We start from the raw sequence: 24229 nt of genomic DNA on the forward strand, positions 1-24229 counted from the left end.
CTTAAATCCTTTCTCTAAACATAATAGCCGCTGAAAGCATATCTGCTTCGTTAGGGTGCTGTTTAGCAATTTCATACCTTTTTAGTTTTTCTGGTGTAATGGCATGAGGATTACCCGGTTCAAATTTTTTGAACACTTCTATTAGCCTTTCATCCACAGCTCCTTGGCAAATATATTTTCCGAGAATAGTATTTTTCTCTTTAACTAAATCTTCTCCTCTTAATAGGCTATCCCATCCATGTTGGGAGTCTGGATATGCACCTAGTGTTGCAAAAATTCCTACACGTTTTCCTTCAATCCCTTTCATAAACTCTGCTGCTTCGTCATTTGGGCCACCTTTATCTACCCAATAACCTACTAAAAGAGTATCATATGCATTTAAGTCTTCTACTTCACTAATAGCCTTAAGATCTACATTTTCTAGTTGGATATTTTTATAAATACCTTCTGCTAATCTTTTTGTATTCCCTGTTTTACTTGAGTACGTGATTAATAATTTCATGATGACCTCCCAATTTATCTTATTTATTCTAAATGTTTAAATTAAAATTTTGATATTCATTTTCATTTACTAGATTAGTTTATCATGCTATACTCACTCTATGTTTCATTATATTTCGTTGTTTTTTTAAAAGTTTTAGGAGGTTAATCATGGAAATTCTACTCAATCATTCACCTATTTGTTCCTTACTTTACCTAGGTAACACTCAAGGTGCACTGAAACTTTTTGAAGAGCGTTTTGATACGCTTAAAGAAAATAATTGTTTTTCCCAATGTAAACTTTTTGTTATATCACTCAACTTTTGTATCTATAACTATATTTTAATCAAAGAAAATAATTCCTTACATCAGTGCTGCCTGGCTAATAATGTACATATTTCTAATGCACTTGATTTAGCTTCGCTCAAAAAAGCTGGTCTAGAAACTATTAGTAAGTATGCAGGTTGCCAAGACTACTTATTTGAGAAGTTTTCACATCCTGAGATTAAGAAAGCTATTCAGTATATACACGCTCATATGGAAGAACCACTCACCTTAGAGTCTGTCTGTGAAGCTATTAACTTAAATAAATGTTACTTCTGCACTTTATTTAAAACCCATACCAGTAAAACCTTTACTCAGTATCTTAATGAAGCCCGTATTCATGCAGCCAAAAAACTTATGTCAGAAACCCAGCTCACCCTTCATGAAATCGCTTTTCGCTGTGGCTTTAATAGTTATTCTTACTTCTGTACTACCTTTAAGAAAGTTATAGGTCTATCCCCTTCAGAATTTCTTGTGGCTTCTTAGCGCAAATAAAGAAGTACCCCTATGCATCTACAGAATGCATAGGGGTACTTCTTTATTTTATCTTTATTTATAATATGTTTCCTCGTCAAAGGCACCTTCTGATTTTGCTACCACCACTGCAGTTGCTGCATCTCCTACTACATTGAGTGAAGTTACAAGCATTTCTACTGGTCTATTAATTGCTAAAATTAAAGAGTATGCTAGTACAGCTGCATCATTTTGATACCCCATACCTGTTAATACTGTAAATAGGATAATAGCACCTGCACCTGGAGCAGCTGGTGTTCCTATGGATGCAATAAGGGCTAAAAGACCGATCGTTATAATTTTTCCTATTGTTACTTCATATCCTGCGCTTGATGCAATAAAAATAGCTGCAATAACCTGCATGATCGCTGTACCATTCATATTAATTGTCATACCAAGTGGTAAGATAAAAGATGCTACCTCTTCATTAACCCCTAATTCATTTACTGTTGTCTGTGTATTAAGAGGAAGTGTTGACGCTGATGAAGAAGTTGAAAATCCAAATAAAGCTACTTTAGCAATTTTCTTCACAAATGGTATTGGATTTAAACGTGTTGCAATTAAAATAAATATTGCATACCCCACTATTAAGAAGATAAGTAATGCTACTGTTACAATCCCTACATAAGCAAGCGCTGGTTTTAAATGCTCTATACCATATATTGCAAACGTTCTTGTAATAAGTACAAAGATTGCAACCGGACCGAATTTAGTAATGACAAAACCTAAGAATACTGTAATCATCTTATTAAGTTCTACTAAAATCTTTTTAATGATGACAATTTCATCTTCAAGTTTATGAATAATAAGCCCTGTCACTACTGCTAGGAATACAATCGCTAATACTTTTCCATTTTGTGTAAAAGCACCTGCAATATTGTTTGGCACTGCTTCTAAGATTACAAGAAGTGGATTTCTTCCTTCACTTCCTGCTGCTGCAGTAATATTACTAATACTTACCTGGAAAATACCAGCTTTATGTGCTACGAAACCGAGTACACCTGCAAATCCTAGTGCAAAGATTGATGTTGCAAGGAATCCCATAATCGTTTTATACGAAATACGACCTAATTTTTTAGTATCTGTAATATGACACATAGCAAGTGCAATAGAAGTAAAGACCATTGGAATAATTACAAGCTGAAGGGCATTTACAAAAAGCTGTCCTAATATATAAAAGATTCCTAACCCTTGGCTACTTCCATTAATATCTTGGAATAAAATTAAATTAATTGTCTGCCATACATTTTCTTTACCTGCTCCTAATAAATACTCTCTTAAAAAGATGAAAAGCATTCCGGCAAGTAATCCTCCCCCTAGGGCAATCCCCATCTTCATGGCCAGTTTATTTGCATGATTTTTCGTTTTTGTCATGATGTTCTCCTAAGATGTTTATTTTTCTAGGACACCAAAAAAAGCCCTAATATCCCTTTAAGATATTAAGACTCATACACCGTTCAATGTATAACCTTCTTAGCCTCTCTGGACTATCTTAAAGGTATCCTATTCATTATGTATGAGTATATAGTAACCGGTTTCTTATGTCAATAAAGTCCCAAAATGTCGTACTATTATTAATTCATTTTATCTACTATTTCTTCCCACAAATTGGGCACTCTTCTACCTCCTTTTTAATTAAGCTACCACAATCCTTACATTTCACTTTTCCTTCTAAGTCAGCCTGAATTAATAAATGCTCTAGGTTATTGATTTTCTTCATCATACGTTTTTGATTCATGATTATATCTGATAACCCTATGCAAATGGCAGCAATCATCCCGATAAAGATAGCAATAGGAATACCCTCCGCACCCAAAATAACTACACTTAATCCTACTCCTATAAATCCAATCCACCCTGCTATGTACAATACTTCCATAATCTCACTCTCCCCTTTTAGTTTTATAACTTGCGAAACTTTGGTTTTATGTATCATTACTAGAATATAAAAAAGACTTACTTTTATTATTTCTTAGCAAGTCTTTTCTTTTGTGTCATCTATTCAAGCTCTATACCAACTGGGCAATGATCTGAGCCCATTATTTCATGATAAATGGTTGCATTTTGAATGCGTTCTATAAGTCTTTTAGAAATTAAGAAGTAGTCAATACGCCACCCTGCATTCTTCTCACGTGCTTTAAAACGATAAGACCACCAAGTATAAGCGCCTTCCTGCTCTGGATTAAAGAAACGGTAAGTATCTACAAATCCACTTTCAAGAAGCTCTGTAAATTTGGCACGTTCCTCATCTGAGAAACCTGCTGAACCTCGGTTTGTCTTAGGATTTTTAAGGTCAATCTCTTGATGGGCTACATTAAGGTCACCACACACAACAACAGGTTTCATTTGGTCAAGATCCACAAGATATGCTCTAAAAGCATCTTCCCATGCCATTCTAAATTCTAACCTTGCAAGCTCTGACTGAGCATTTGGTGTATAAACCGTTACAAAATAAAACTCTGGGTATTCTAGTGTAATCACCCTACCTTCATGATCAAACTCCTCTATTCCCATACCAAGTTTTATACTAAGAGGCTCCTCTTTTGTAAAGATAGCTGTCCCTGAGTAACCTTTTTTCTCAGCATAGTTAAAGTATTGATAATAGCCAGGAAGGTCTAATTCTATCTGTCCTTCTTGTAATTTACTTTCTTGAATGCAGAAAATATCTGCATCTACTTCATTAAAGAACTCTAAAAAGTTCTTTTTTACAATGGCACGTAGCCCATTAACATTCCATGATACACATTTCATCTTCTGTTCTCCTTCTTGTTAATCTCCTAGTAAATAAGTTGCCAGTTGCTCTACTGTATCTGCTATACAACACGCTCCTGCTTCTTCTAATTCATTATCTTCACTATAACCATAGCTTACGCCAATAGCCTGTAGACCATGCTTTTTAGCGCCTAATATATCGAATTTTCTATCTCCCACCATTATAATGTGGTCTTTTTGAGTTAAGTTATACTTTGCTAAAATATAACCTATAACCTCATCTTTCTCTACACGTGTGCCATCTAACTGTGAACCTACTATTTCAGTAAAATATTTATCTATATTAAAATGTGCTGCAATTTGGCTTGCAAATACAGTAGGTTTTGAAGTAGCAATAAAAAGCTTCATGTCTCTACTATGAAGCTCTTCTAATAATGCTACTATACCAGGATAAACTTCATTTTCATAGAGTCCTATAGGTTTAAAATATTCTCTATAATCTTCTACTGCCTGCAGCGCCTGTTCTTCACTAAAGTTATAAAACTCCATAAAAGAATACTTAAGAGAAGGGCCAATAAACTTTTCTAGCTCATCCCTGCTTTCCACTTCTATGCCATGTTTTTTAAGGGCATACTGTACAGCTTTTGTAATACCTTCTTTAGGATCTGTCAACGTTCCATCTAAATCAAATAATATGTATTTCATCTTAACCTCCCTTTCTAATCTACTCACTTCTAGTACTTAGCTTAATCATATCACAACTTTATAAATCTTTTCAAAAAAATACCTTAAAGTCTCTTCTTTAAAACAGACTTTAAGGTGCTTTTTAGTTATTTTCTTTTTCGTTTTAAATATTAAATAGGCCACAAGACAGGCTCCTACTACGGATACCCCTACTAAAATAGTAGCTGACATCTGCCATCCCATACTTTCTGCTGTCCCCAGTATGACCGGACTACAAGCAAATACACCAATATAATAAACCAGATTAACGAGGGCAAGTGTATAGCCTATACAAGCTGGTCTCTTAGCTACTGCTGGTGCTATGCAGAACATCGCTGTTAAAGTAACACCACCAAATAAGGCTGTGAGTATTGTATGTAAAACAAAAGTTGTAGGACCTAATAAAGTTGTCATCATGCATGTTAGGGCAAGTGCAATAAATCCAAGTAAGGTCACTAACATAGGCTTACCTGTCTTATCTACAATAAAGCCACACAGAATACAGAAAGGAATCCCAAACAGACCATTTAAGCTAGCATAGAAATTTGCCTCATTAGGCGCTAGGCCATAAAGTCCTGTAAAAAGCTGAGGATAGCTTGTTACAAAAGTAAAGAGTACAAAAGCAATACACCCCATAGCACCTGCTACAATCCATGTATGCTTATTTTTACTAGCTTCTTTCAATAAGCCTTTCTCTTGCCTTTCACTTTGCATATCTTCTGGCATTTTGATAAAAACCAAAACGAGTACAAAACAAAGTGCAGCAAGTCCTCCTACTATGAACCATAAGCTTTTTAAACCAAAAGTATTTGTAATTGGTAAGCAGGCATTCATTGTGATAAAAGAGCCCACTGCTGCAAAAGTATTAAAGATTCCAATTGCTGAACCTGCCTTTTCACCAAACCATGTATTAATCATAACAAGTGCTACAAGAATAATCATGGCAAAGGCTATACCTTCTATCATACGACTTAATAAAAGTACATGATATACCTTTGTCATGCCTCCAAGCATATTTCCTACACATAAACTAGCCATCAGACAAAGTAAAAGTTTTTTAGGCCCTAATTTATTCATAATACTTGCTCCTGGAATAGCAAATACGATTCCACCTACTGTAAAAATAGACATAAGCCAAGAAGCTTCTGAAAGTGAGATATTCATTTGTTCACTAAGTAGGCCCATAATAGGTGGTACCTTTAATTGACTAAGTGCTACCGTAACCCCCGATAAAAATAAAACTAAAAACATAAACCATTTGCTTTTCAAATTAAGTCTCCTCCGGTTGTAAAAATATAAAGTTTGATTAACTTTATAAGTCTACTACAAGGCAGCCTTAAAATCCTTAACATAGGCTTTGTTTAATCAGCTCTTTTCCATCATATAGCCTTGTAATTTCATTCTCTCTATACATCCATTCCATACAGAGGTTAAAGTCTTCTAACCGAATGGGTGCTTGATTTTCAAATTCGAAATTTGCCATTCGCTCTGCAAAAGCAAGGGGATAACCTAATTCTTGATGGCATACTTTGACTTTTTCTTTGCTTTCTAATGCATTAAAAAGCTGCCCGGCTTCTTCAAGCGCATTATGGAAAGCCTGTACACTCTCTCTATGCTTCTCATAGAAAGTTTGACCAAAGGCCCACATAACAAGATTTTTATCACTATTTCTCGTACTCCATATAATATGATGTCCTTTTTCTGTAAGGTCTGTTACAAAAGGTTCTATAGCTACAAGAGCATCTATTTCTCCCTTTTCTAATGCCTGCATACGCTCATAAGAGTTATTCATCCATACAATCTTCGCATCTGGCACTATATCTTTTAAATCATTTTCAAGATATAGCCTAAAGAGCCCTTTACGGTTAACTCCTACTTTAATGCCTTTATAAGGAGGTGTAAGTCCCTTTCTACCTACAAGATGAATAGTACGTGTTAGATTAGAGGTGAGTACAGCTTTTTTCCCTTGTTCTAATATATAGAAGAAGAAAGTTAAATCCCCCATCATTACATCTGATTTACCTTCTATAAAAGGTTTATTCCCATCAAAGGTAAAATCTTCTGCTAAATCTAGATAAACTTTTAACCCACGTTTTTCAAATAATCCTCTTCGATCTGCTAATAAGGCTGGGATAATAAGAGGGTTTTTCTTTGTATGATGTAAATGAATTGGCTCCATATAAACTCCTTTCGCTTACTGCATGATAAGTCCAAGTAAAAATTCTACACTTAAAATCGCATGAAAACTATAAATAAGCAAAAGTGGTCTTGGCCCCCACTCCTTGCCCATAGCAGGATATACTTCCTTTATCTTGTAGTAGTCTTTATACCAGCGTCTATATCCAAATTCACCAAATATAATAAGACCACTTATAAACATCCACCAAGTAATGCCTCCTATAAGAAATAATGCACCCCAGCATAATACCATAAAAATGGCCTCTGGAATAATAATCTTAATGGAGTTTCTAAACCCAATAACATGAGGAAGTGTTACTCTTGCACCTTTATCTTTTTCATAATCTGAAGTATTGTTTGTAGACATTAAAAAGACCGTCATCATCATAGGAATACAAGCATAAAGTACAATCTCTGGTGTTAAATTTCCTACTTGTATAGCGGTAGACAGAAAGCTACTTAATCCGCCTACAAAAAGCCCCGATATAGCTTCTCCTATAGGATAAACAATATAGGGTTTAGGCCCTAATGAATAAGTCACTGCTGCTAATGCACCTAATAGACCCATTCCTAATATAAACAGACTCTTTGTAAGAAGCACTACCATAAGCCCACTTATTCCTCCCAAGGCTAGAAAGCCTACCAGTACAATAAGAGCATCCTTAAGTGTAGCATCTCCTCTTACAAGTCCTTCACTCCCTTTATGGCCTGTCATTGTAGATTCATTTTCTTCCTTTTTCAGATAGCCTCTTATTTCATTCGCTACATTCGCTACAATATTAAAACTAAATCCACTTATAAAGAACCATACAAGTGTCCAAAATTTTAAGCTTCCACTTAGATAAGCTCCATATAATCCCCCACTTAATATAGGAAGACCTGTAGCAAAGCCTGTCCTAATTTCCATGACTGTGTACGCACGTTTTAAAAATTCTTTCATTATCGTATACTCCCTGCTGTAATACCTTGGTAAATATATTTTTGCAGCATAAAGAATAGAATTAACATAGGTATCATACTGATTAAAATAGCTGCACTTATAACATGCCAATCTGTTTGGTTAGGGCCTACAAATCTATAGATAGTCGTTGAAACTGTATTCATCTTCTCCCCCGGCATATAAAGATATGGAATATAAAAATCATTATAAATGGCAATCATTTTAAGTAAGGCTACTGTAGCCGTAGCAGGTTTGAGAAGTGGAAAAATAACCCTACTATAAATCTTATAGTAAGATGCTCCCTCTAAAATCGCTGCCTTATCCATTTCCTTAGGAATTTTATCTAATGCCTGCAGATAGATATAGACCATAAGCACATCTGCTCCTATGTAAATAACGATAGGTGCCAATAGTGTATTATAAAGTCCTAGCTTATGCATGAGCTTAAACGTGCCCACCTGTGAAATTTCCAAAGGCACAATAGAGACTAATAGATAAGCAAATAAAATAGTCTTTTTAAACTTAAAGTCAAAACGGTTAATGATATAGGCTACCATAGAACCAATGATAATACTTCCACCAACTCCAAAGAGCAGTAAAATAAAAGTGTTTGTAAATCCCATAAGCATTTTGCCTTCATTAAAAGCTCTTATATAATTATCAAAGTTCAAGAAGTTCTCAGTTGGTACCATTCCAGCTGTATTTACAAACTCATCATACGTTTTAAAGCTACCAAAGAATAAAGTTATAAGCGGGAAAAATATAATAAAGCTCCACAGCAATAAGCTTCCATATTTTAATAGACTTATCATGACTTTTTTAATCATCTTCTACCCCCTTATAGATTTTATTTTGAATAGCTGTAATGGCTAAAATAACAAGACTAACTATAACAGCCATACTCGCCGCAAGACCAAACATCTTCTTCTCAAAAGCTGTCTTCATAGTTTGAAGTAAGAAAGTCATAGTCCCATTAGAGCCATTTGTTAAAATGAGTGGTAATTCAAAAGTAGATAGAGCGCCTATTGTTAATAATATGAAATTTATTTTAAGTACGATTTGAATACCTGGTAAAATAACAAGACGCACTTTCTGCCACCAACTAGCTCCTTCTATCTCTGCTAACTTGTAATGTTCAAGTGGGACACACTGAACAGCCCCAAAATATAAAATAAAACTTTTACCTGTATGACGCCATATAGAAATAAAACCTAGGGTATAATTTACAACTCTAGGATCTCCTAACCAATAGCGTGTATGCTCAGTAAGTCCTATCAGTTCTAAGAGACTGTCAAAACTTCCTCCCGGGCTAAAAAATAGTCTAAAGAGCATCGCTACAGCCATCCCACTTATGAGGCAAGGAAATACAAAAGTTGCCTTAAAGAAATTTTTACCCTTTACTTTAGTAGAGAGTAAAATAGCAAAAAAGAGAGCAATCACAATCTGTATAAACCCTGCTATAAAATAAATTAAGCTATTAAAAAATACTTTTAAATAAACTGGATCTGTTAGAATTTTAATATAGTTAGAAAAACCTACATAAGTTTTAACTGGTGACAGACCATTCCATGAGGTAAAACTATATTCTATGAGTGCAAAAATAGGATAAATGCCAAAAGTAAAAAGTAATAATAAAGGACAAAAAAGAAAGCAGCCAATCAGCTGTCTTTCTTTTTTAGTTTTATTACTTAGCATATTCACTTGCAGCCTTTTCCCAACGTGCTTCAAGGCTATTTACATAGTTTTCATAGCTTTCATATTGATCAGGGTAAAGTCCCATATTAATGACTTGTTGAAGTACCTCTGTAAGTCTTGCTACACCTACTTCATTGGCAATGCTCGTGTAAACTGTCTCTACTTCAGCCGTTACTGGTGGGGCTGTTAAAACAATATTATTATTTTCAAAGATAGCTCTTTCTTCAGGATCTAAGTCAGCAAGTGCTGGTGACATACCACCTAAATCATCAGCATATTCACTTTCAGCTGAGATAAAGAAATCAAGGAAAGCTCTAGCAGTTGCTTTATTTGTACTGTTTACATTGATTCCTACTACTTCCGGTGCCCCAAATGCAATACTTGTTTTGCCATTTACCTTAACTGGCATAGGTGCAATCTCAATATCACTTACATCTGAAAGTTCCTCAATCGCTTTTTCATCTTGAGACCCTTTCATCATCATAGCAATTTTACCATCTGCTAGCATTTGTTTACCTTGAGCAAAGTCAATAGTAACTGGGTCTGGCTCAGTAAACCCATTTGTTGTAAGGGCATAGAAAAGATCCATGACTTGTCTTATAGGCTGTCCTGGCATGAAAGCTGTACCACTTTGAAGCATAGCCTCTTTATAATTTTCTCCTCCGAAAGATGAGAGCATGCCCCCCCATGTTCCAAGTCCTGAATTATAGTTGGTAAAGAAAGGAATAGCATCTGTATTGTCTTTAATTTGCTGACAAGCTGCTAAAAGCTCTTCTATTGAAGTTGGAAAAGTTTTAATCCCTGCTGCTTCAAATACATCCTCATTATAAATAATCCCTAATGAGTTAATAGCTGCTGGTAGTCCATATGCTATGCCATTATAATCAGCTTCCGTTACATCAATATAAGCTTTACCTAACTCTTCTACTGTACCTAATGGCTCAAAATAGTTTGGATACATTTCAGGCTCGCCTGACATGCTGAAAGGTACAAAAAGAACATCCCCATAATCTGTTGTATTCATTCTTGTTGTAATATAGTTATTATAATCTGAAGAAGATTCCCAAATAATATCTGTTACAGATGGGTAGAGAGCTTTAAACTCTTCTTCTATATCTGCAAAAAGTTCCTCTGCATCTGTACGAGAAGTTACAACTGTGATTGTTCCTCCTATGTCACTTGTATTCCCATTAGTTGTTCCACCATTTGGAGTAGTGCCTTGACCTCCATTTCCATTTGCACAACCTGTAAAAATCATTGGAATAAGGGGTAGTACCGCCATCCATTTTCTCATGTTACATTCCTCCTAATATTTTCTTTAGTTTCTTGGTCAAAATAATGTGCTTTCTCTAGGTCTAGTCTTATCTTAACAGTGTCACCTTTTTTGTAAGCTACATCTCCATACGCTTTAGCAGTAAAACTGCAATTTTTATATTGTAAATAAAGAAGTGATTCACCGCCCAAATAATCTACTTTCTGAAGAACTGCTTCTAAATGCACCTCTCCTTCTGTTACTATTTGAATATGTTCACTCCTTAGACCTAACAAATAGTTTCTATCTTCCTCTAGAACTTGCTTTTTTGTAATAATTTCAATCTCTTCTTCTAAAAGTATGCCTCGCTTTGTTCCTTTGCATGTAAATAAACTAATAGAAGGTCTACCGATAAACTGTGCTACAAACAAATTCTTAGGTTCTTGATAAATTTCACTTGGAGAGCCTACCTGCTGAATCTCTCCCTTATTTAAAATCACAATGCGGTCAGCCATGGTCATAGCCTCTATTTGGTCATGAGTCACATAAAGCATCGTTGCATGAAGGGCCTCATGCAACTTTTTAATTTCCTGGGACATATTATCTCGTAATTTAGCATCTAAATTTGAAAGTGGCTCATCCATTAAGAAGAGCTTAGGCTTTCTCACCATTGCTCTTGCAAGGGCTACACGCTGTCTTTGTCCTCCAGAAAGTTTTTTAGGTTTGACCTTTAGATAGGATTCTAACTCTAAAAGTTTTGCTGCCCATGTTACTTTCTCTTCTATAACTTTCTTAGATTCTTTTCTTATCTTCATACCAAAGGCAATATTGTCATAGACAGTTAAGTGAGGGAGTAAAGCATAGTTTTGAAAAACCATAGCTACATCTCTATCTTTAGGATGTTTATCTTGAATAGACTGACCATCTATTAAAATATCACCACTTGTTAAGGTTTCAAATCCACAGATCAGCTCAAGCAAAGTAGACTTTCCACTACCGCTTGGCCCTACTACTACAATGAGTTCACCATCTTCAACTTGAAGATTAAAGTCTTTGAGAGCATAAGACTTATTGGTTTCATATCTCTTAGAAACTTTATTAAACGTCACATTTCCCATGTGCTTCACCACCTTTATGTATAAGTGCCTAGCACATTATTATATAATCCTTTACGCTACCTGTCAATTTCCCCCATATACACTTTGTTAGTTTAATCAACTTTAAAAAAAACATACGAAAAAGGTGCTAGAAGCTCTCAAATAACAAAAAGCTCTAACACCATCCCTTCTGATTTATACACAAAACAAATTTTCATCTTCAAAGAATCTGCTTCATAATATTCAAACTGATTTAAGTATACTTATATTCTCAACGACTTCTTGCATTACTTTTGAAATATCATCATTAATTAAAAGGTCCGCTTTATTATCGGCTGAAGTGGTACTTTTATTAATTAATATCAATTTCTTGCCCGTAAAATAATCAATTAATCCTGCTGCGGGATACACTACTAATGAAGTCCCTCCAATAATTAGTGTATCTGCTTTAGAAATTGCATGAACTGCACCAGAAATTATCTGTTCATCCAGTCCTTCTTCATAAAGAACAACGTCTGGTTTCACGACACCTCCACATTTTTCACATTTTGGAATTCCATCCGATTGTAACACATAATTCACATCATAAAAGGCATGACACTTCATACAATAATTTCTCAGTACGGAACCATGAAGCTCATATACCTTCTTAGATCCTGCTGCCTGATGTAGTCCATCAATATTCTGCGTTACGACGGCTTTTAACTTACCCATTTTCTCGAGCTTAGCAAGTGCAATATGACAATCATTTGGTTTTGCCTCTGGATAAATAAGATTTTTCTTATAAAAATCATAAAATTCTTCAGGATATCTTACAAAAAATGAATGGGATACTGCCTGTTCGGGTGTAAAGTTTCTATTTAATTTTTTACTATAAAGTCCATTAGAACTTCGAAAATCAGGTATTCCACTTGAAGTGCTAATGCCTGCCCCTCCAAAGAAAACAATATTTTGACTTTCTCTTAAAATTTCAGTTAATCTTTCTATACTCATCTAAACATCTCCATAAATTATTCTTATTTCTTATTATGGCATAGAACCGAGTATAAAAAAAGATGGAGAGTCTTTCTTCTCTCCATCTATACTTTCTATTTGATTGGATTTCCATTAAAGTCCTCATAACTTGTCTGTTTCTTAGCTTCACCATGGTTATTTTGGTGTTCATGTAGGCGTCTTCTTCTTTCACCTTTTTGCTGAGATTGATTAGGTTTATGATTCATCCTTTAACACATCCTTTCAGAGATAGTTTATACTTATCATCTTAAAGTTATGTGTCCATAAGAAGACTGTTTATTTTTCCTATTTCAGTTCTTACTCATTTTTACTTGAACCTTTATAAGTCTTTTTCGTCTTACTTACTCTTCTTAAACGCCCTTTAATAGGAGTTGTTTGAAGCTGTTTGTATACAGATTCTCCTTTGTGATTAAGAATTTCTACAAAAGTAGATATATCTTGAATCTCAATAATACCTATATCATCTGCACTCATACCTTCTAAATTACAAAGTGTCCCTACAATATCTACAGGGCGCATTTTTGTCTTTTTACCAGCATTAATATGAAGTTTCATAATCTCTGCACTGAGCTTTTCACCTTTTGTTTCAACCTTTTTCATAGGTGTAGACATTTTCTTTTCAAAATGCGCTTTAGCCTCTCCAACCTCTGTTTCACTTGGAACCCTATCCAAGGTGAGCGTATGCCCAATATAGTCTTCTAAGGCACTTAGCCTGTCTTCTTCTAATGGTGTTACAAGCATAAGGGCTTTCCCTGATTTACCACCTCTACCTGTACGTCCTATACGGTGTACATAGTTTTCAAGGTCTTCTGGCACATCAAAGTTAATGACGTGTGTAATATGTTCAATATCAATGCCCCTTGCTGCTACATCTGTTGCTACAAGGTAACGGAAGCGGCCATTTCTAAAGTCCTCCATAACAGCAAAACGGTCTTTTTGCTCCATGCCACCATGGATTTTAACGCATGGATAACCTAACTGTTTGAGTCCTTCATATACTGAATCTACACCTTCTTTACGATTACAGAAAATCATACAGCTTTCAGGACTTTCTACTGTTGTTATAGCTTCTAAAGCCTGCATCTTATCTCTATCTTCTACTTTATAATAAACCTGTTCCACCCGATCAGCAGTAAGAGTGGTACTTTCTATTTCTACCGTAACAGGATTTATCATATAAGACTCACATAGCTTTTCAATATGTGGTTTCATAGTAGCTGAAAAGAGCATAGTGACACGTTCTTTTGGAAGAGTTTTAATAATGTTTTCAACCTGGTCAATAAAACCCATTCTTAGCATTTCATCTGCCTCATCTATCACTAAATACCGTATTTCGTCTGTAATAAAAGTTCCTTTATCTAAATGATCTTGTACACGCCCCGGTGTCCCTACTACAATATGTGTCTTTTGTTTCAAACCTTTTTGCTGAATATGGAAAGGTGACTTACCATAAAGAGCCATTACCTTCATTCGCTTAAATCGACCAATGTTAAAAAAATCTTCTTTTACCTGCATAGCAAGTTCACGTGTAGGTGTTAGGATAAGGGCCTGAGGTTTATTTTCATCCCAATTGATTCTCTCACAAATAGGAATAGCAAAAGCCGCTGTCTTACCACTTCCCGTCTGTGATTTTACAATGACATCCTTACCCTCTAAAGCAAGAGGAATGATAGCTTGCTGTACTTTGGTTGGTGTATTAAAATGCAATAAATCGAGTGCTTTTATAAGTGTATTACTAAGTTGATAATCTTTAAATTGCATATATTGTCCTTCTTCTTTCTTTTATATTTATACAGCTTCCATTGCATCTTCTGCTAAGAAAGTCTCTGTAAATCTTTCAATTCTCGGGAAAAAGAATTCTACAATAGGTCCTAATAAAAAGATACATAGTAAAGTTCCTATACCTATCACACCGCCTAACATAATCCCTACAATAGCAAATAAAATATCTGTTACCATACGTACTTTACCATATGGTTTACTTAAAAAGTCCACAACTGTAAAGTATACAAGGTCATTAGGTGGCACACCTAAAGTAGCACATTTTAAAATAGGTACCCCTATGCCAATAATGATACATGCTACGATAAATAAACTAATTTTTATAATAAGTGGATATGTACTTAATTCAAATGGTGCTACAATAAGAAGCATCCAATCTAATACTACTCCTACACATAAAATACTTAGGAAAGTACCAATATGTATGTTTTTACGGTCAAGCATAAGAATGATAAAGAAAATAATAGCTGTTAATAATCTGTTCGCTGCCCCAGGTGTTATCCCTAATAAGCCTGCCATCCCCTGTGTGAAAATGGTAAAAGGGTCAGAACCTAGATTCAGCTCTAAAAATAAGGCTACACCAAATTGAATAATAAAAAGTCCCATAAAAAAAAGTAAAAGTTTTTTTAGCATAATAAATCCTTCCTTGTAGTATATAAAAATGTCTTATGTTCTATGCTTGATTATAACTACTTTTACTCGTCTATGGCAAGAATCTTTGTTGAATATTAAACTTTTTTCAATTATACTGATATTAATATACACTTTAGGGAGGATTTAAAAATGGGATTTCATTCAGGCTTTGGCATGTATTCTTTGATGGATACACTTTTTCCATTTATATTTTTTATTGTTTTCTTTATTATTATAACGGTATTTATCCTTTCCTTTGCACAAGGCATTAGAACTTGGAACAAAAATAATCATTCACCCTTACTTACTGTACCTGCTAAAGTTGTAGCCAAACGCAGTCATACGAGCCATTCCCATAATACTCATGACAATATGCCTCATTCGAGTAGTTCTACAAGCTATTATGTTACTTTTGAATTTGAAAGTGGTGACCGCCTAGAACTTCATGTTGCTTCCAATGAGTATGGCTACCTTGTAGAAGGTGATATGGGTAAGCTTACTTTCCAAGGTACACGTTATAAAAATTTTGAGCGTATAAAATAAACTTATAATCTTTAAGAGTACAGCATCTGTATAGAAGTATAAATATACCTTTTAATAGATAGGTAATTTATTTAAAAAAGCCTAAGGGGTTACTCATTCCAAGTATCCCCTTAGGCTTTTACATATCTTTCTTGTTACATAAACTGCATAATAAAGTCGCCCATAAGCTCTCTAAGCTCCCCTGCATCAAATACAGGTACTGCTTCTGACTGCTGCTTAAGACCACCATCTTTATAAAGAACTTCTTTAAAAGAATATGCTTCATCTACTAGTTGAACAATCAGACCATAAATTAAATTCTCTCCTAATTCTAGTTCACCCAACTCTAGCCCTTCATATTGTTCTTCTCTACCATCAAATACAGTGAGTTTCCCTTCATATTCTACTGCAAATGAAATAAATAAGCTGTTAAGCTCATCTTGCTCTAGATAGTAATGTACACTTTTAATAATATTATTAAGACTCATATGAGGCTCTAGATTGGTATAGCGATTACGATAGTATTTATCATCCATCTCATCTTGTTCCATAAATACAAAGGCTGCCTCTACACTATCAGCGACTCTTATAAGTCCGTCTAAGTCATAATCCTCTGCATAATAGTTTAAATCATTAATTTCAATATTATGGTTCATTGTAATCTCCTACTTCTTTATGTTTAAAATAAGTCTAACTGATTAGATTCTGATAAATGTCCTAGTATACCTAACTCGGACATTTTATCTGTAACAGTTTTACTTACTTTAGCACGGTTTCTAAAGTCTTCCTTTGAAAGGAAAGGACCATCTTTAATAGCCGTTACAATCCCTTCCGCCGCTTTCTCCCCAAGTCCATCAATAGCACTTAAGGCCGGCATAATCTTGCCATCTATAATTTGGAACTTCTTATCATCTGCAACAGCTAAGTCAATTGGCATAAAGTCAATACCACGGGCATACATCTCCTGAACAAGACGCATATCTTTTAAAGTATCTTGCTCTTTGGCTGTTTGATTTTCTTTCCCTTTATTCATAATTTCTTTCATATGATATTCCAGTCTTTCTTTCCCTTGACACATCAGTTCATAAGAGAAGGAAGACGCACGAATACTAAAGAAAGCGGTGTAATAAGCAAGTGGATGGAAAATCTTATACCAGGCAATACGCCATGCCATCATAACGTAAGCTGCCGCATGGGCTTTCGGGAACATGTACTTAATCTTTTTACAGGACCAAATGTACCAATCTGGTACGCCGTATTTAAGCATTTCTTCCTCCCATTCTGGCTTAAGCCCTTTCCCTTTACGTACACTTTCCATAATAGTGAAGGATAAGGCTTTATCCATCCCTTGATTAATGAGATAGGTCATAATATCATCACGTGTACAAATAACCGTTGAAATCGTTCCTTTTCCTTCTTCAATAAGTGTCTGTGCATTTCCTAGCCATACGTCTGTACCATGTGATAGTCCAGAAATACGAACAAGGTCAGAGAAACTCTTTGGTTTGGCATCAACTAACATCTGAATAACGAAGTCTGTACCAAACTCTGGTATACCTAATGAACCCAGTGGGATACCTCCAATATCTTTAGGTTCAATACCAAGAGCCTTCGTACTATGGAATAGAGACATAACATCTTTATCATCTAGCTTTACAGTATGAGAATCAATTCCTGTAATATCCTCTAACCTACGAATAATAGTTGGATCGTCGTGCCCTAGAATATCGAGCTTTAGTAAGTTATGGTCAATGGAGTGATACTCAAAGTGCGTTGTAATAATAGGTGTTGTTGTATCATTGGCTGGATGCTGAATCGCTGTAAACTCATAAATCTCTCTATCATGAGGCACTACGATAATACCACCTGGATGCTGCCCTGTTGTACGTTTAACACCTGTACATCCTTCAGCAATACGTCTCATCTCTGCACGTCTCTTATGCAGACCTCTTTCCTCACAGTACTTATAGACATAGGCAAGGGCCGTCTTCTCTGCCATTGTACCAATGGTTCCTGCTCTAAAGGCCTTTCCTTCCCCAAAGATTACTTCTACATATTTATGAGCCTTAGCTTGGTAATCTCCTGAGAAGTTAAGGTCAATATCGGGTTCTTTATCTCCCATAAATCCAAGGAAAGTTTCGAATGGAATATCATGACCTTCTTTTAATAGTTCATGCCCACATTTAGGACAGTCACGATCTGGCATATCACACCCAGAACTTCCAGCATAAGCCTTAACTTCTGGAGAGTCAAAGTCTACAAAGTGACATTCAGGACAGATATAATGAGGGGAAAGTGGGTTAACTTCTGTAATCCCTGACATCGTTGCTGCAAAGGAAGACCCTACAGATCCCCTTGAACCTACTAAATAGCCATGGTCATTAGAATCCCATACCAGTTTCTGTGCAATGATATACATTACGGCAAAACCATTTGAAATGATAGAGTTAAGCTCTCTTTCAAGACGCTCTACAACTACCTCTGGAAGCTCTGGTCCATAAATCTCATGGGCCTTATCATAGCAGATGCTTCTTAGTGTTTCATCTGAATTTGGAATTTCAGGTGGACACTTATCTGGTAATACAGGAGAAATCTTATCTATTTGGTCATTAATAAGATTTGTATTGGTAATAACAACTTCTCTTGCCTTTTCCTTGCCCAAATATTTAAATTCTTCAAGCATTTCATCTGTTGTTCTAAAGTATACCGGTGGCTGGTCATCAGCATCTTTAAAGCCTTTTCCTGCCATAATAATACGCCTATAAACTTCATCTTCTGGATCTAAGAAGTGTACATCGCAAGTAGCTACTACTGGTTTGCCATACATATCACCAAGCTCAACAATACGTTTATTATAGTTAATTAAATCTTCTACTGTACTTGCTTCATATTTATCACTACGAAGCATAAAACTATTATTGCCAACTGGCTGGATTTCTAAATAATCATAGAAGTTTACAATACGTCTTAATTCATTTTCGTCCTTTTCTCTTACAATAGCTTGGAAAAGTTCACCTGCCTCACAGGCCGACCCAATAATAAGACCTTCTCTATGTTTCTGAATAAGACTCTTTGGCATACGAGGACGTCTTGCGAAATAATCTAGGTGAGAAGCTGAAACAAGTTTATTAAGGTTAATACGTCCTGTTTCATTCTTGATTAGAATAATCCCATGATAAGTTGGCAGCTTCTTAATATATTCAGGAGATACATCCATCTGATCATTAAGCTGGCCCAGGTGTGTAATCTCCCGCTCCTTAAGCATCTCTATAAACTTCATGAAAATTTCACTTGTAGCTGTCGCATCATCTACCGCTCTATGGTGATTTTCTAAGTTGATTCCTAAATGTTTGGAAATATTATTTAACTTAAAGTTTCCAAGGTGTGGCATTAACATACGAGCTAAGGCTACGGTATCTAATACTGTATAGTCACAAGGTAGATTTTGTCTTTTGGCATTTTCTACTATAAAACTCATATCAAAATCTGCATTATGAGCAACCATAACACTACCTGTACAGAATGCCATAAACCTTGGTAATATCTCTTCAATAACAGGTGCATCCATGACCATACGGTCATTAATGCCTGTTAAGTTTTCAATTTGATAAGGGATAGGTACCTGTGGATTAACAAATTCACTAAAAGTATCTACAACCTGACCTTTTACTACTTTTACTGCCCCGATTTCTATAATTTTGTTTTGATGTGGACTAAAACCTGTTGTCTCTAAGTCAAAGACTACATAGCTATCCTCTAAGCTTTGATTTTTAGAGTTTACTACCATTTCTTTCATATCATCTACAAAGTAAGCTTCTACTCCATAAATGACTTTAAAGGGCTCATCCTTCTTAACACAGTGATTAGCAATAGGGAAAGCCTGAAGGCATCCATGATCTGTAATAGCTACTGCCGGCATGCCCCACTCTTTGGCACGGTTAATCATCTTGCTAATATCTACAACGCTATCCATATCGCTCATGACTGTATGAAGATGAAGTTCTACACGCTTTTCTTCACTGGTATCTATACGCTTGGTTGTAAAATCGGCACTTGGTTTAATACCTTGTACGGAACCGATACTGATTTCTCTATCATATTTGTCCATCATAGCCATACCTTTTACACGATAAAAACCACCTTTTTTAAGATTACCCAGTACATCTACTAAATCATCATTTTTAACAAAAAGCTTAACTGTAATGGTATCTGTAAAGTCTGTAATATCAAACATAATAATGGTTTTTTCCATACGGATTTCACGTGTTTCAATGCCTATCACTTTACCCTGAATGACAACTTCACCAATTTCATCCACAATTTCATCAATTGGTGTAACTTCTCCATCACAGTATCGGCCATAGAATACATCTGGATCTTGGGCTTTCTTACGATATTTTTCTTGATTGGCCTTGATTTCTTCAGGTGCTTTCTTAGGTTTTTCTACCTCTTCTTCCTTCTTCTCATGCACACGTACGTTACCCATTACTGTGCTCACTTCTCGTTTAATCTTCTGCTCATTTTCCTCAGCAAGTGTATGATGCGCAAGTACTGTAAATTCAAAACAAATCTGTATACGTCTATCAAAACGTTCTCTATAAACACTTTCTAAGAATGTTTTAATCTCTTCAGCCTTTCTTCTTGCAAAGAGGCTATTATCTAAGGTTACTGTTAAGGTGTCCCCTTCTACAGTCCACTCCGACATACGAATCATAGCAGAAAACATTTCACTTTTTGCGGATATTTCATAAAGCAAACTGTCTTTATAAACATCTGTTATATATTTTACAGTATACTGCTCTGAGAGCAGATACTTTTCCCTAAGTTGTATGGTAACAGGTGTATTAGGAAACAGCTTGTTTTTAATATGTTCTTGCATTTTAACAATTTGCGCATGATGAATGATTTCACGACTACATAAATGGAACATAAGTACATTTGTACTATTATCTAAAACAACTTTTTCTACATCTACAATAGAAAACAGCTGCATAAGTTTATCTTCTACTTTTAATTCAGGCAAAACTTCAAAAAAACGTCTTACCTCAGCTGTTTGGTCCATGCTTGTCTCCTCCCACACTTTTATTTATTATTAGTATTCTATCTGTATTTCTTAGAAATAACAAGGAAGTACTACAACTAGATACTTTAAGTCAATCAACACAAAAAAGCAAGCTGCCTCTCTAGGCAACTTGCTTCTAATATTTGCTAATGTGGGAATTCAATCACCACTTTAAATAAATCTCCATCAACCTCTAAACCAAGCTTGCCGCCTTGTACTTCTACAAGACTTCTTGCTATAGCGAGACCAAGTCCTGAACCTTCCGTAGTTCTAGAGCTTTCTCCTCTTACAAAACGTTCTAGGAGTTCTTCCGCTTCTATAGCTAACTGCTCTTTTGAAATATTTTTAATCACAACACAAGCTTTATTTTGTAAGTTATACACATCTATATACACACGTGTGTATGGCATCGCATACTTACATACATTAGACAATAGATTTTCAATGACTCTGCACATATGTCTGCCATCTATAGGCACCATAACTTCTTCGACTTTGTTAAACACAATATTTAAGTGCCTCTCCTCTAGTCTGTCGGTATATTCCCCTACACTTTGAATGACTAATTGGTCTATACGCGTCGGCATAAGTTCTGCTTTAACATTACCTGTAGCCGCCTTTGAAGCTTCTACGAGATCCTCTACAAGCTGCTTAAGTCTATTACTACGTTCATCTAGAATACCAATATATTCCCTAGCTGTACTATTGTCTATAGGTTCCTCTTTTAATAAATCAATATAACTGATAATAGAAGTAAGTGGTGTCTTAAGATCATGAGAAACGTTAGTAATCAGTTCTGTCTTAAAACGCTCACTTCTTAAAGCATCTGTTACAGCTGACTCTAATCCATCTCCAATATGATTAAGTGCATTAGCTGTTTCTTTCATGGCAGGAAGGGTGTACTTTAGTTCGACCTTTGCTTTAAGGTCACCTACTGCTACCTTCTTAATACCTTTAGCTATCTGCATATAATCTACTACAAGCTTTATACTTATAAGAGCCACGCCTATATTAAGACATACTAATCCCATAAAAGCTAGAAGACTCATTATACCAAAGCCCATTAGAAAAGTTAATATACCTATTCCACTTAACACAAGATAAATAAGGATAACACCAATCACTACAAATGGCAAAGTTCCCTCTGTCATATTCATAATAAGCCAATGTCCTAGGCGTACTATTAAAATATACTGCTTCCAACTTCCATTTTTTATATGCTTCACTATGCTGCTTATAAAGAGAACCGTTAAACTTACAGCTATAACCAACATAAAATTAAACACAATCACACCAATTTCAAATGGGCTTCCCCCATAAGGTAACCATTCTTTAGAAAGTACCCTATCTAAAGCAAAAGCTGAACCTATAAAAACTATAAACAATGCTGGTATATAGAGCATAGTCTGAACTTCAAACGGTAACTTATCAAAGACGTTTAAATATATCTTCCCTTTTTTCTCTCCTTGACCTACTACACTTAGCCATAATAGACCTGCTATAATTGCTATAGCTATGCCTATCACAAGACCTACATAAACTTTCTCCTTAATAGCAAGCGCTCTATCTATCTGTAATTTATTTGTATAGAAAGAATCACCTGGTACAAGCTCATCTCTAAGTGCTACGTAGACTTCATATTGATCCGTATAGTCTACACCTTCTCCATAATAGTAATTATAGTAACGACTTTCTAATCCACCATAATAATCTACTTGTACTCTTCCATTTTCGTAAAGTAAGGCACTGTCGCCATTCCCTTTTACATAGTGTTCTCTTGATTTAAAATCTTCTAGTATCTCTAAACTATTCGTACCATTATAATCTTCTCTATTGGTTACAACTTCACCTGTTTCTTTATTTCTCGCAAAGTATTCAATATTAGGTGTATCTAAGCTCGTTTGAATTGTGGCAAAGTACTCCTTACGATCCTTTATAATACCTGATACAGCTTTTGCTTTTTCTTCTGTCCATCTCTTTATAGAAAGTACTTGCTCCGTTATAGCTACAGTTTCTTCACTTTTTTCTTCTACTCCTTGCTCCTGTTTATCAGGGTTATACCCCTCTATCATAGACAAATCTATACCTAAATATCTTGCAGCCTCTTCATCTGTCACCTTATCAGGATTAAAAATATCCTCATCTACATATCGTACAATCCAGTCTCTTACGAAACCAGCTTTATCCATAATATTACTTTGATACTCCCATGTTTCATAATAACTTTCTCTGTATGGCATTATAGCTATTCCAACCAAGCTATTCCCTAAAAGTATCCCTGCTAAACAAAGCAATGCAAATAAGAAACTTTTATGTACCTTACTGTACTTAAATTTTTTCCACCATGTAGCCACTGCCCCACACCACCTTTATATATTTTGGTTCTTTAGGATTAATCTCAATTTTTTCTCTAAGTCTCCTAATATGGACAGCTACTGTATTTTCAGGTGCATGCGCTACCTCCTGCCATACATTTTCATAAATTTGATGTATCGAGAGAACTTGTCCCATATGTTTCATTAGATAAACAAGAATCTTATATTCTGTTGGGGTCAACTTAACCAGATCACCATCTAAAGTCACACTTCCTGTATCTAAGTCCAGCCAAAGTCCTCCTGTTGATAGACACTGCGGCTTAGATGCCATACTTCCAAGTGTCGTATATCTTCTAATTTGTGATTTGACCCTTGCTAAAAGTTCAAAGCTATTAAAAGGCTTCGTCATATAATCATCTGCACCAAAGTTAAGTCCTGCGATTTTATCTGTATCCTCACTTTTAGCAGACAGCATAATGATAGGAATATTTTTCTCCTGTCTAATACGTAGTGTCGTAGACAAGCCATCTAACTTCGGCATCATCACATCTAGCAAAATAAGATGGATTTCATGCTGCTCTACTGCCTCTAGGGCTTCTAACCCATTATAAGTTCTTATCACTCTATAGCCCTCTTTTTGCAAATGAAGAGCAATAGAGTTTACAATGAGCTGATCATCATCACAAACTAGTATAGTATACGTCATCTTTTATCCCCCCGCTTAAAACTTTTTAGACTTATTATACATGAGATTTCTTCCCAAGGTCATATCTTTATTGTAAATCCCAAAACTTACAAAGTTATAACTAGCTTTCTTACGATTTCGTCATAATTTTTATACTCAAAATCTATCTTCTCTTATAAATAAAATCATAACCACCCGTCTAACGGGTGGTTTGCTCTAGCCCTATAAGGGCATGTTACTAGCAATGCCTTAAGGCATATTGAATAGTTCGCCAACTGCATATTTTTTTCAAGCAGCCTCTA

Annotated in this window: 22 protein-coding genes; 2 read left to right on the top strand and 20 right to left on the bottom strand. The window is 35.3% G+C overall.

Annotated elements, in window-relative coordinates:
* Position 1 precedes the first annotated feature (1 nt).
* Complete coding sequence (locus H8718_RS12125; protein WP_177668643.1) at positions 2-502, bottom strand: flavodoxin family protein; 501 nt, start codon at positions 500-502, stop codon at positions 2-4.
* Between the two features lie 149 nt (positions 503-651).
* Between H8718_RS12125 and H8718_RS12130 the strand changes: the two genes are divergently transcribed.
* On the top strand, positions 652-1290 hold the full coding sequence (locus tag H8718_RS12130; RefSeq protein ID WP_177668646.1) for a helix-turn-helix transcriptional regulator: 639 nt from the start codon (positions 652-654) through the stop codon (positions 1288-1290).
* 63 nt (positions 1291-1353) lie between these two features.
* Here the strand turns inward: H8718_RS12130 and H8718_RS12135 are convergent, their stop codons facing one another.
* The 15 genes from H8718_RS12135 to H8718_RS12200 form a co-directional block, all read right to left on the bottom strand.
* Complete coding sequence (locus H8718_RS12135) at positions 1354-2691, bottom strand: dicarboxylate/amino acid:cation symporter (protein ID WP_249333124.1); 1338 nt, start codon at positions 2689-2691, stop codon at positions 1354-1356.
* 217 nt (positions 2692-2908) lie between these two features.
* Positions 2909-3196 carry a hypothetical protein gene (locus tag H8718_RS12140; protein WP_249333125.1) on the bottom strand — a complete coding sequence of 96 codons (288 nt, stop codon included), beginning with the start codon at positions 3194-3196 and terminating at the stop codon, positions 2909-2911.
* Between the two features lie 119 nt (positions 3197-3315).
* A complete protein-coding gene (locus tag H8718_RS12145) occupies positions 3316-4068 on the bottom strand; it encodes an exodeoxyribonuclease III (RefSeq protein ID WP_249333126.1) in 753 nt (250 codons plus the stop codon).
* Positions 4069-4086: 18 nt separating this feature from the next.
* Positions 4087-4734, bottom strand: a complete 648-nt coding sequence (locus H8718_RS12150) for an HAD family hydrolase (RefSeq protein WP_177668650.1) — start codon at positions 4732-4734, stop codon at positions 4087-4089.
* Positions 4735-4779: 45 nt separating this feature from the next.
* Positions 4780-6021: an MFS transporter gene (locus H8718_RS12155; protein ID WP_249333127.1), complete on the bottom strand. Its 1242-nt coding sequence runs from the start codon at positions 6019-6021 to the stop codon at positions 4780-4782.
* Between the two features lie 76 nt (positions 6022-6097).
* Positions 6098-6931 carry an ABC transporter substrate-binding protein gene (locus tag H8718_RS12160; protein ID WP_177668654.1) on the bottom strand — a complete coding sequence of 278 codons (834 nt, stop codon included), beginning with the start codon at positions 6929-6931 and terminating at the stop codon, positions 6098-6100.
* Positions 6932-6946: 15 nt separating this feature from the next.
* The gene (locus tag H8718_RS12165) at positions 6947-7870 is read right to left on the bottom strand and encodes a prenyltransferase (protein ID WP_177668656.1); all 924 of its coding nucleotides are present in this window, start codon (positions 7868-7870) and stop codon (positions 6947-6949) included.
* On the bottom strand, positions 7870-8697 hold the full coding sequence (locus H8718_RS12170; protein ID WP_249333128.1) for a carbohydrate ABC transporter permease: 828 nt from the start codon (positions 8695-8697) through the stop codon (positions 7870-7872). Before H8718_RS12170 ends, H8718_RS12165 begins: the two co-directional genes overlap by 1 nt.
* Complete coding sequence (locus H8718_RS12175) at positions 8690-9565, bottom strand: carbohydrate ABC transporter permease (protein WP_249333138.1); 876 nt, start codon at positions 9563-9565, stop codon at positions 8690-8692. The genes H8718_RS12170 and H8718_RS12175 overlap by 8 nt, the downstream gene beginning before the upstream one ends.
* Positions 9555-10859 carry an ABC transporter substrate-binding protein gene (locus H8718_RS12180; protein WP_249333129.1) on the bottom strand — a complete coding sequence of 435 codons (1305 nt, stop codon included), beginning with the start codon at positions 10857-10859 and terminating at the stop codon, positions 9555-9557. The genes H8718_RS12175 and H8718_RS12180 overlap by 11 nt, the downstream gene beginning before the upstream one ends.
* Complete coding sequence (locus H8718_RS12185) at positions 10856-11935, bottom strand: ABC transporter ATP-binding protein (RefSeq protein ID WP_249333130.1); 1080 nt, start codon at positions 11933-11935, stop codon at positions 10856-10858. Before H8718_RS12185 ends, H8718_RS12180 begins: the two co-directional genes overlap by 4 nt.
* A 222-nt stretch (positions 11936-12157) precedes the next feature.
* A complete protein-coding gene (locus H8718_RS12190) occupies positions 12158-12907 on the bottom strand; it encodes an NAD-dependent protein deacylase (protein ID WP_249333131.1) in 750 nt (249 codons plus the stop codon).
* 95 nt (positions 12908-13002) lie between these two features.
* Positions 13003-13134 carry a clostri-philic family protein gene (locus tag H8718_RS20615; protein WP_283246213.1) on the bottom strand — a complete coding sequence of 44 codons (132 nt, stop codon included), beginning with the start codon at positions 13132-13134 and terminating at the stop codon, positions 13003-13005.
* A gap of 91 nt (positions 13135-13225) precedes the next feature.
* The gene (locus H8718_RS12195; protein ID WP_249333132.1) at positions 13226-14689 is read right to left on the bottom strand and encodes a DEAD/DEAH box helicase; all 1464 of its coding nucleotides are present in this window, start codon (positions 14687-14689) and stop codon (positions 13226-13228) included.
* A gap of 27 nt (positions 14690-14716) precedes the next feature.
* Complete coding sequence (locus H8718_RS12200) at positions 14717-15343, bottom strand: YczE/YyaS/YitT family protein (protein ID WP_249333133.1); 627 nt, start codon at positions 15341-15343, stop codon at positions 14717-14719.
* Between the two features lie 150 nt (positions 15344-15493).
* Here H8718_RS12200 and H8718_RS12205 point away from each other — a divergent pair, with 150 nt between their 5' ends.
* Positions 15494-15886, top strand: coding sequence for a DUF2500 domain-containing protein (locus H8718_RS12205; protein ID WP_249333134.1), 393 nt, complete (start codon positions 15494-15496; stop codon positions 15884-15886).
* Between the two features lie 134 nt (positions 15887-16020).
* Here the strand turns inward: H8718_RS12205 and H8718_RS12210 are convergent, their stop codons facing one another.
* The 4 genes from H8718_RS12210 to H8718_RS12225 all read right to left on the bottom strand — a co-directional run bounded on the left by H8718_RS12210 (position 16021) and on the right by H8718_RS12225 (position 23948).
* Entirely contained in the window at positions 16021-16521 is a 501-nt protein-coding gene (locus H8718_RS12210; protein WP_249333135.1) for a hypothetical protein, read from the bottom strand.
* Positions 16522-16544: 23 nt separating this feature from the next.
* The gene (locus tag H8718_RS12215) at positions 16545-20927 is read right to left on the bottom strand and encodes a PolC-type DNA polymerase III (RefSeq protein ID WP_249333136.1); all 4383 of its coding nucleotides are present in this window, start codon (positions 20925-20927) and stop codon (positions 16545-16547) included.
* 146 nt (positions 20928-21073) lie between these two features.
* Positions 21074-23281 (bottom strand): sensor histidine kinase, encoded by a 2208-nt coding sequence (locus H8718_RS20845; RefSeq protein WP_249333137.1) that lies wholly within the window; start codon positions 23279-23281, stop codon positions 21074-21076.
* Positions 23256-23948 carry a response regulator transcription factor gene (locus tag H8718_RS12225; RefSeq protein WP_177668678.1) on the bottom strand — a complete coding sequence of 231 codons (693 nt, stop codon included), beginning with the start codon at positions 23946-23948 and terminating at the stop codon, positions 23256-23258. Before H8718_RS12225 ends, H8718_RS20845 begins: the two co-directional genes overlap by 26 nt.
* Positions 23949-24229: the final 281 nt, after the last annotated feature.

It is taken from the genome of Zhenhengia yiwuensis (assembly GCF_014384995.1).
Taxonomy (GTDB): Bacteria; Bacillota; Clostridia; order Lachnospirales; family Cellulosilyticaceae; genus Zhenhengia; species Zhenhengia yiwuensis.

Excerpts from the sequence above, each read along its gene's own strand:
- H8718_RS12180 (WP_249333129.1), bottom strand. The coding sequence starts at position 10,859 with ATGAGAAAATGGATGGCGGTACTACCCCTTATTCCAATGATTTTTACA.
- H8718_RS12215 (WP_249333136.1), bottom strand. The coding sequence starts at position 20,927 with ATGGACCAAACAGCTGAGGTAAGACGTTTTTTTGAAGTTTTGCCTGAA.
- H8718_RS12175 (WP_249333138.1), bottom strand. The coding sequence starts at position 9,565 with ATGCTAAGTAATAAAACTAAAAAAGAAAGACAGCTGATTGGCTGCTTT.
- H8718_RS12135 (WP_249333124.1), bottom strand. The coding sequence starts at position 2,691 with ATGACAAAAACGAAAAATCATGCAAATAAACTGGCCATGAAGATGGGG.
- H8718_RS12225 (WP_177668678.1), bottom strand. The coding sequence starts at position 23,948 with ATGACGTATACTATACTAGTTTGTGATGATGATCAGCTCATTGTAAAC.
- H8718_RS12195 (WP_249333132.1), bottom strand. The coding sequence starts at position 14,689 with ATGCAATTTAAAGATTATCAACTTAGTAATACACTTATAAAAGCACTC.
- H8718_RS12185 (WP_249333130.1), bottom strand. The coding sequence starts at position 11,935 with ATGGGAAATGTGACGTTTAATAAAGTTTCTAAGAGATATGAAACCAAT.
- H8718_RS12205 (WP_249333134.1), top strand. The coding sequence starts at position 15,494 with ATGGGATTTCATTCAGGCTTTGGCATGTATTCTTTGATGGATACACTT.
- H8718_RS12165 (WP_177668656.1), bottom strand. The coding sequence starts at position 7,870 with ATGAAAGAATTTTTAAAACGTGCGTACACAGTCATGGAAATTAGGACA.
- H8718_RS12170 (WP_249333128.1), bottom strand. The coding sequence starts at position 8,697 with ATGATTAAAAAAGTCATGATAAGTCTATTAAAATATGGAAGCTTATTG.
- H8718_RS12200 (WP_249333133.1), bottom strand. The coding sequence starts at position 15,343 with ATGCTAAAAAAACTTTTACTTTTTTTTATGGGACTTTTTATTATTCAA.
- H8718_RS12150 (WP_177668650.1), bottom strand. The coding sequence starts at position 4,734 with ATGAAATACATATTATTTGATTTAGATGGAACGTTGACAGATCCTAAA.
- H8718_RS12125 (WP_177668643.1), bottom strand. The coding sequence starts at position 502 with ATGAAATTATTAATCACGTACTCAAGTAAAACAGGGAATACAAAAAGA.
- H8718_RS12145 (WP_249333126.1), bottom strand. The coding sequence starts at position 4,068 with ATGAAATGTGTATCATGGAATGTTAATGGGCTACGTGCCATTGTAAAA.
- H8718_RS12210 (WP_249333135.1), bottom strand. The coding sequence starts at position 16,521 with ATGAACCATAATATTGAAATTAATGATTTAAACTATTATGCAGAGGAT.
- H8718_RS12160 (WP_177668654.1), bottom strand. The coding sequence starts at position 6,931 with ATGGAGCCAATTCATTTACATCATACAAAGAAAAACCCTCTTATTATC.
- H8718_RS12140 (WP_249333125.1), bottom strand. The coding sequence starts at position 3,196 with ATGGAAGTATTGTACATAGCAGGGTGGATTGGATTTATAGGAGTAGGA.
- H8718_RS20615 (WP_283246213.1), bottom strand. The coding sequence starts at position 13,134 with ATGAATCATAAACCTAATCAATCTCAGCAAAAAGGTGAAAGAAGAAGA.
- H8718_RS12130 (WP_177668646.1), top strand. The coding sequence starts at position 652 with ATGGAAATTCTACTCAATCATTCACCTATTTGTTCCTTACTTTACCTA.
- H8718_RS12190 (WP_249333131.1), bottom strand. The coding sequence starts at position 12,907 with ATGAGTATAGAAAGATTAACTGAAATTTTAAGAGAAAGTCAAAATATT.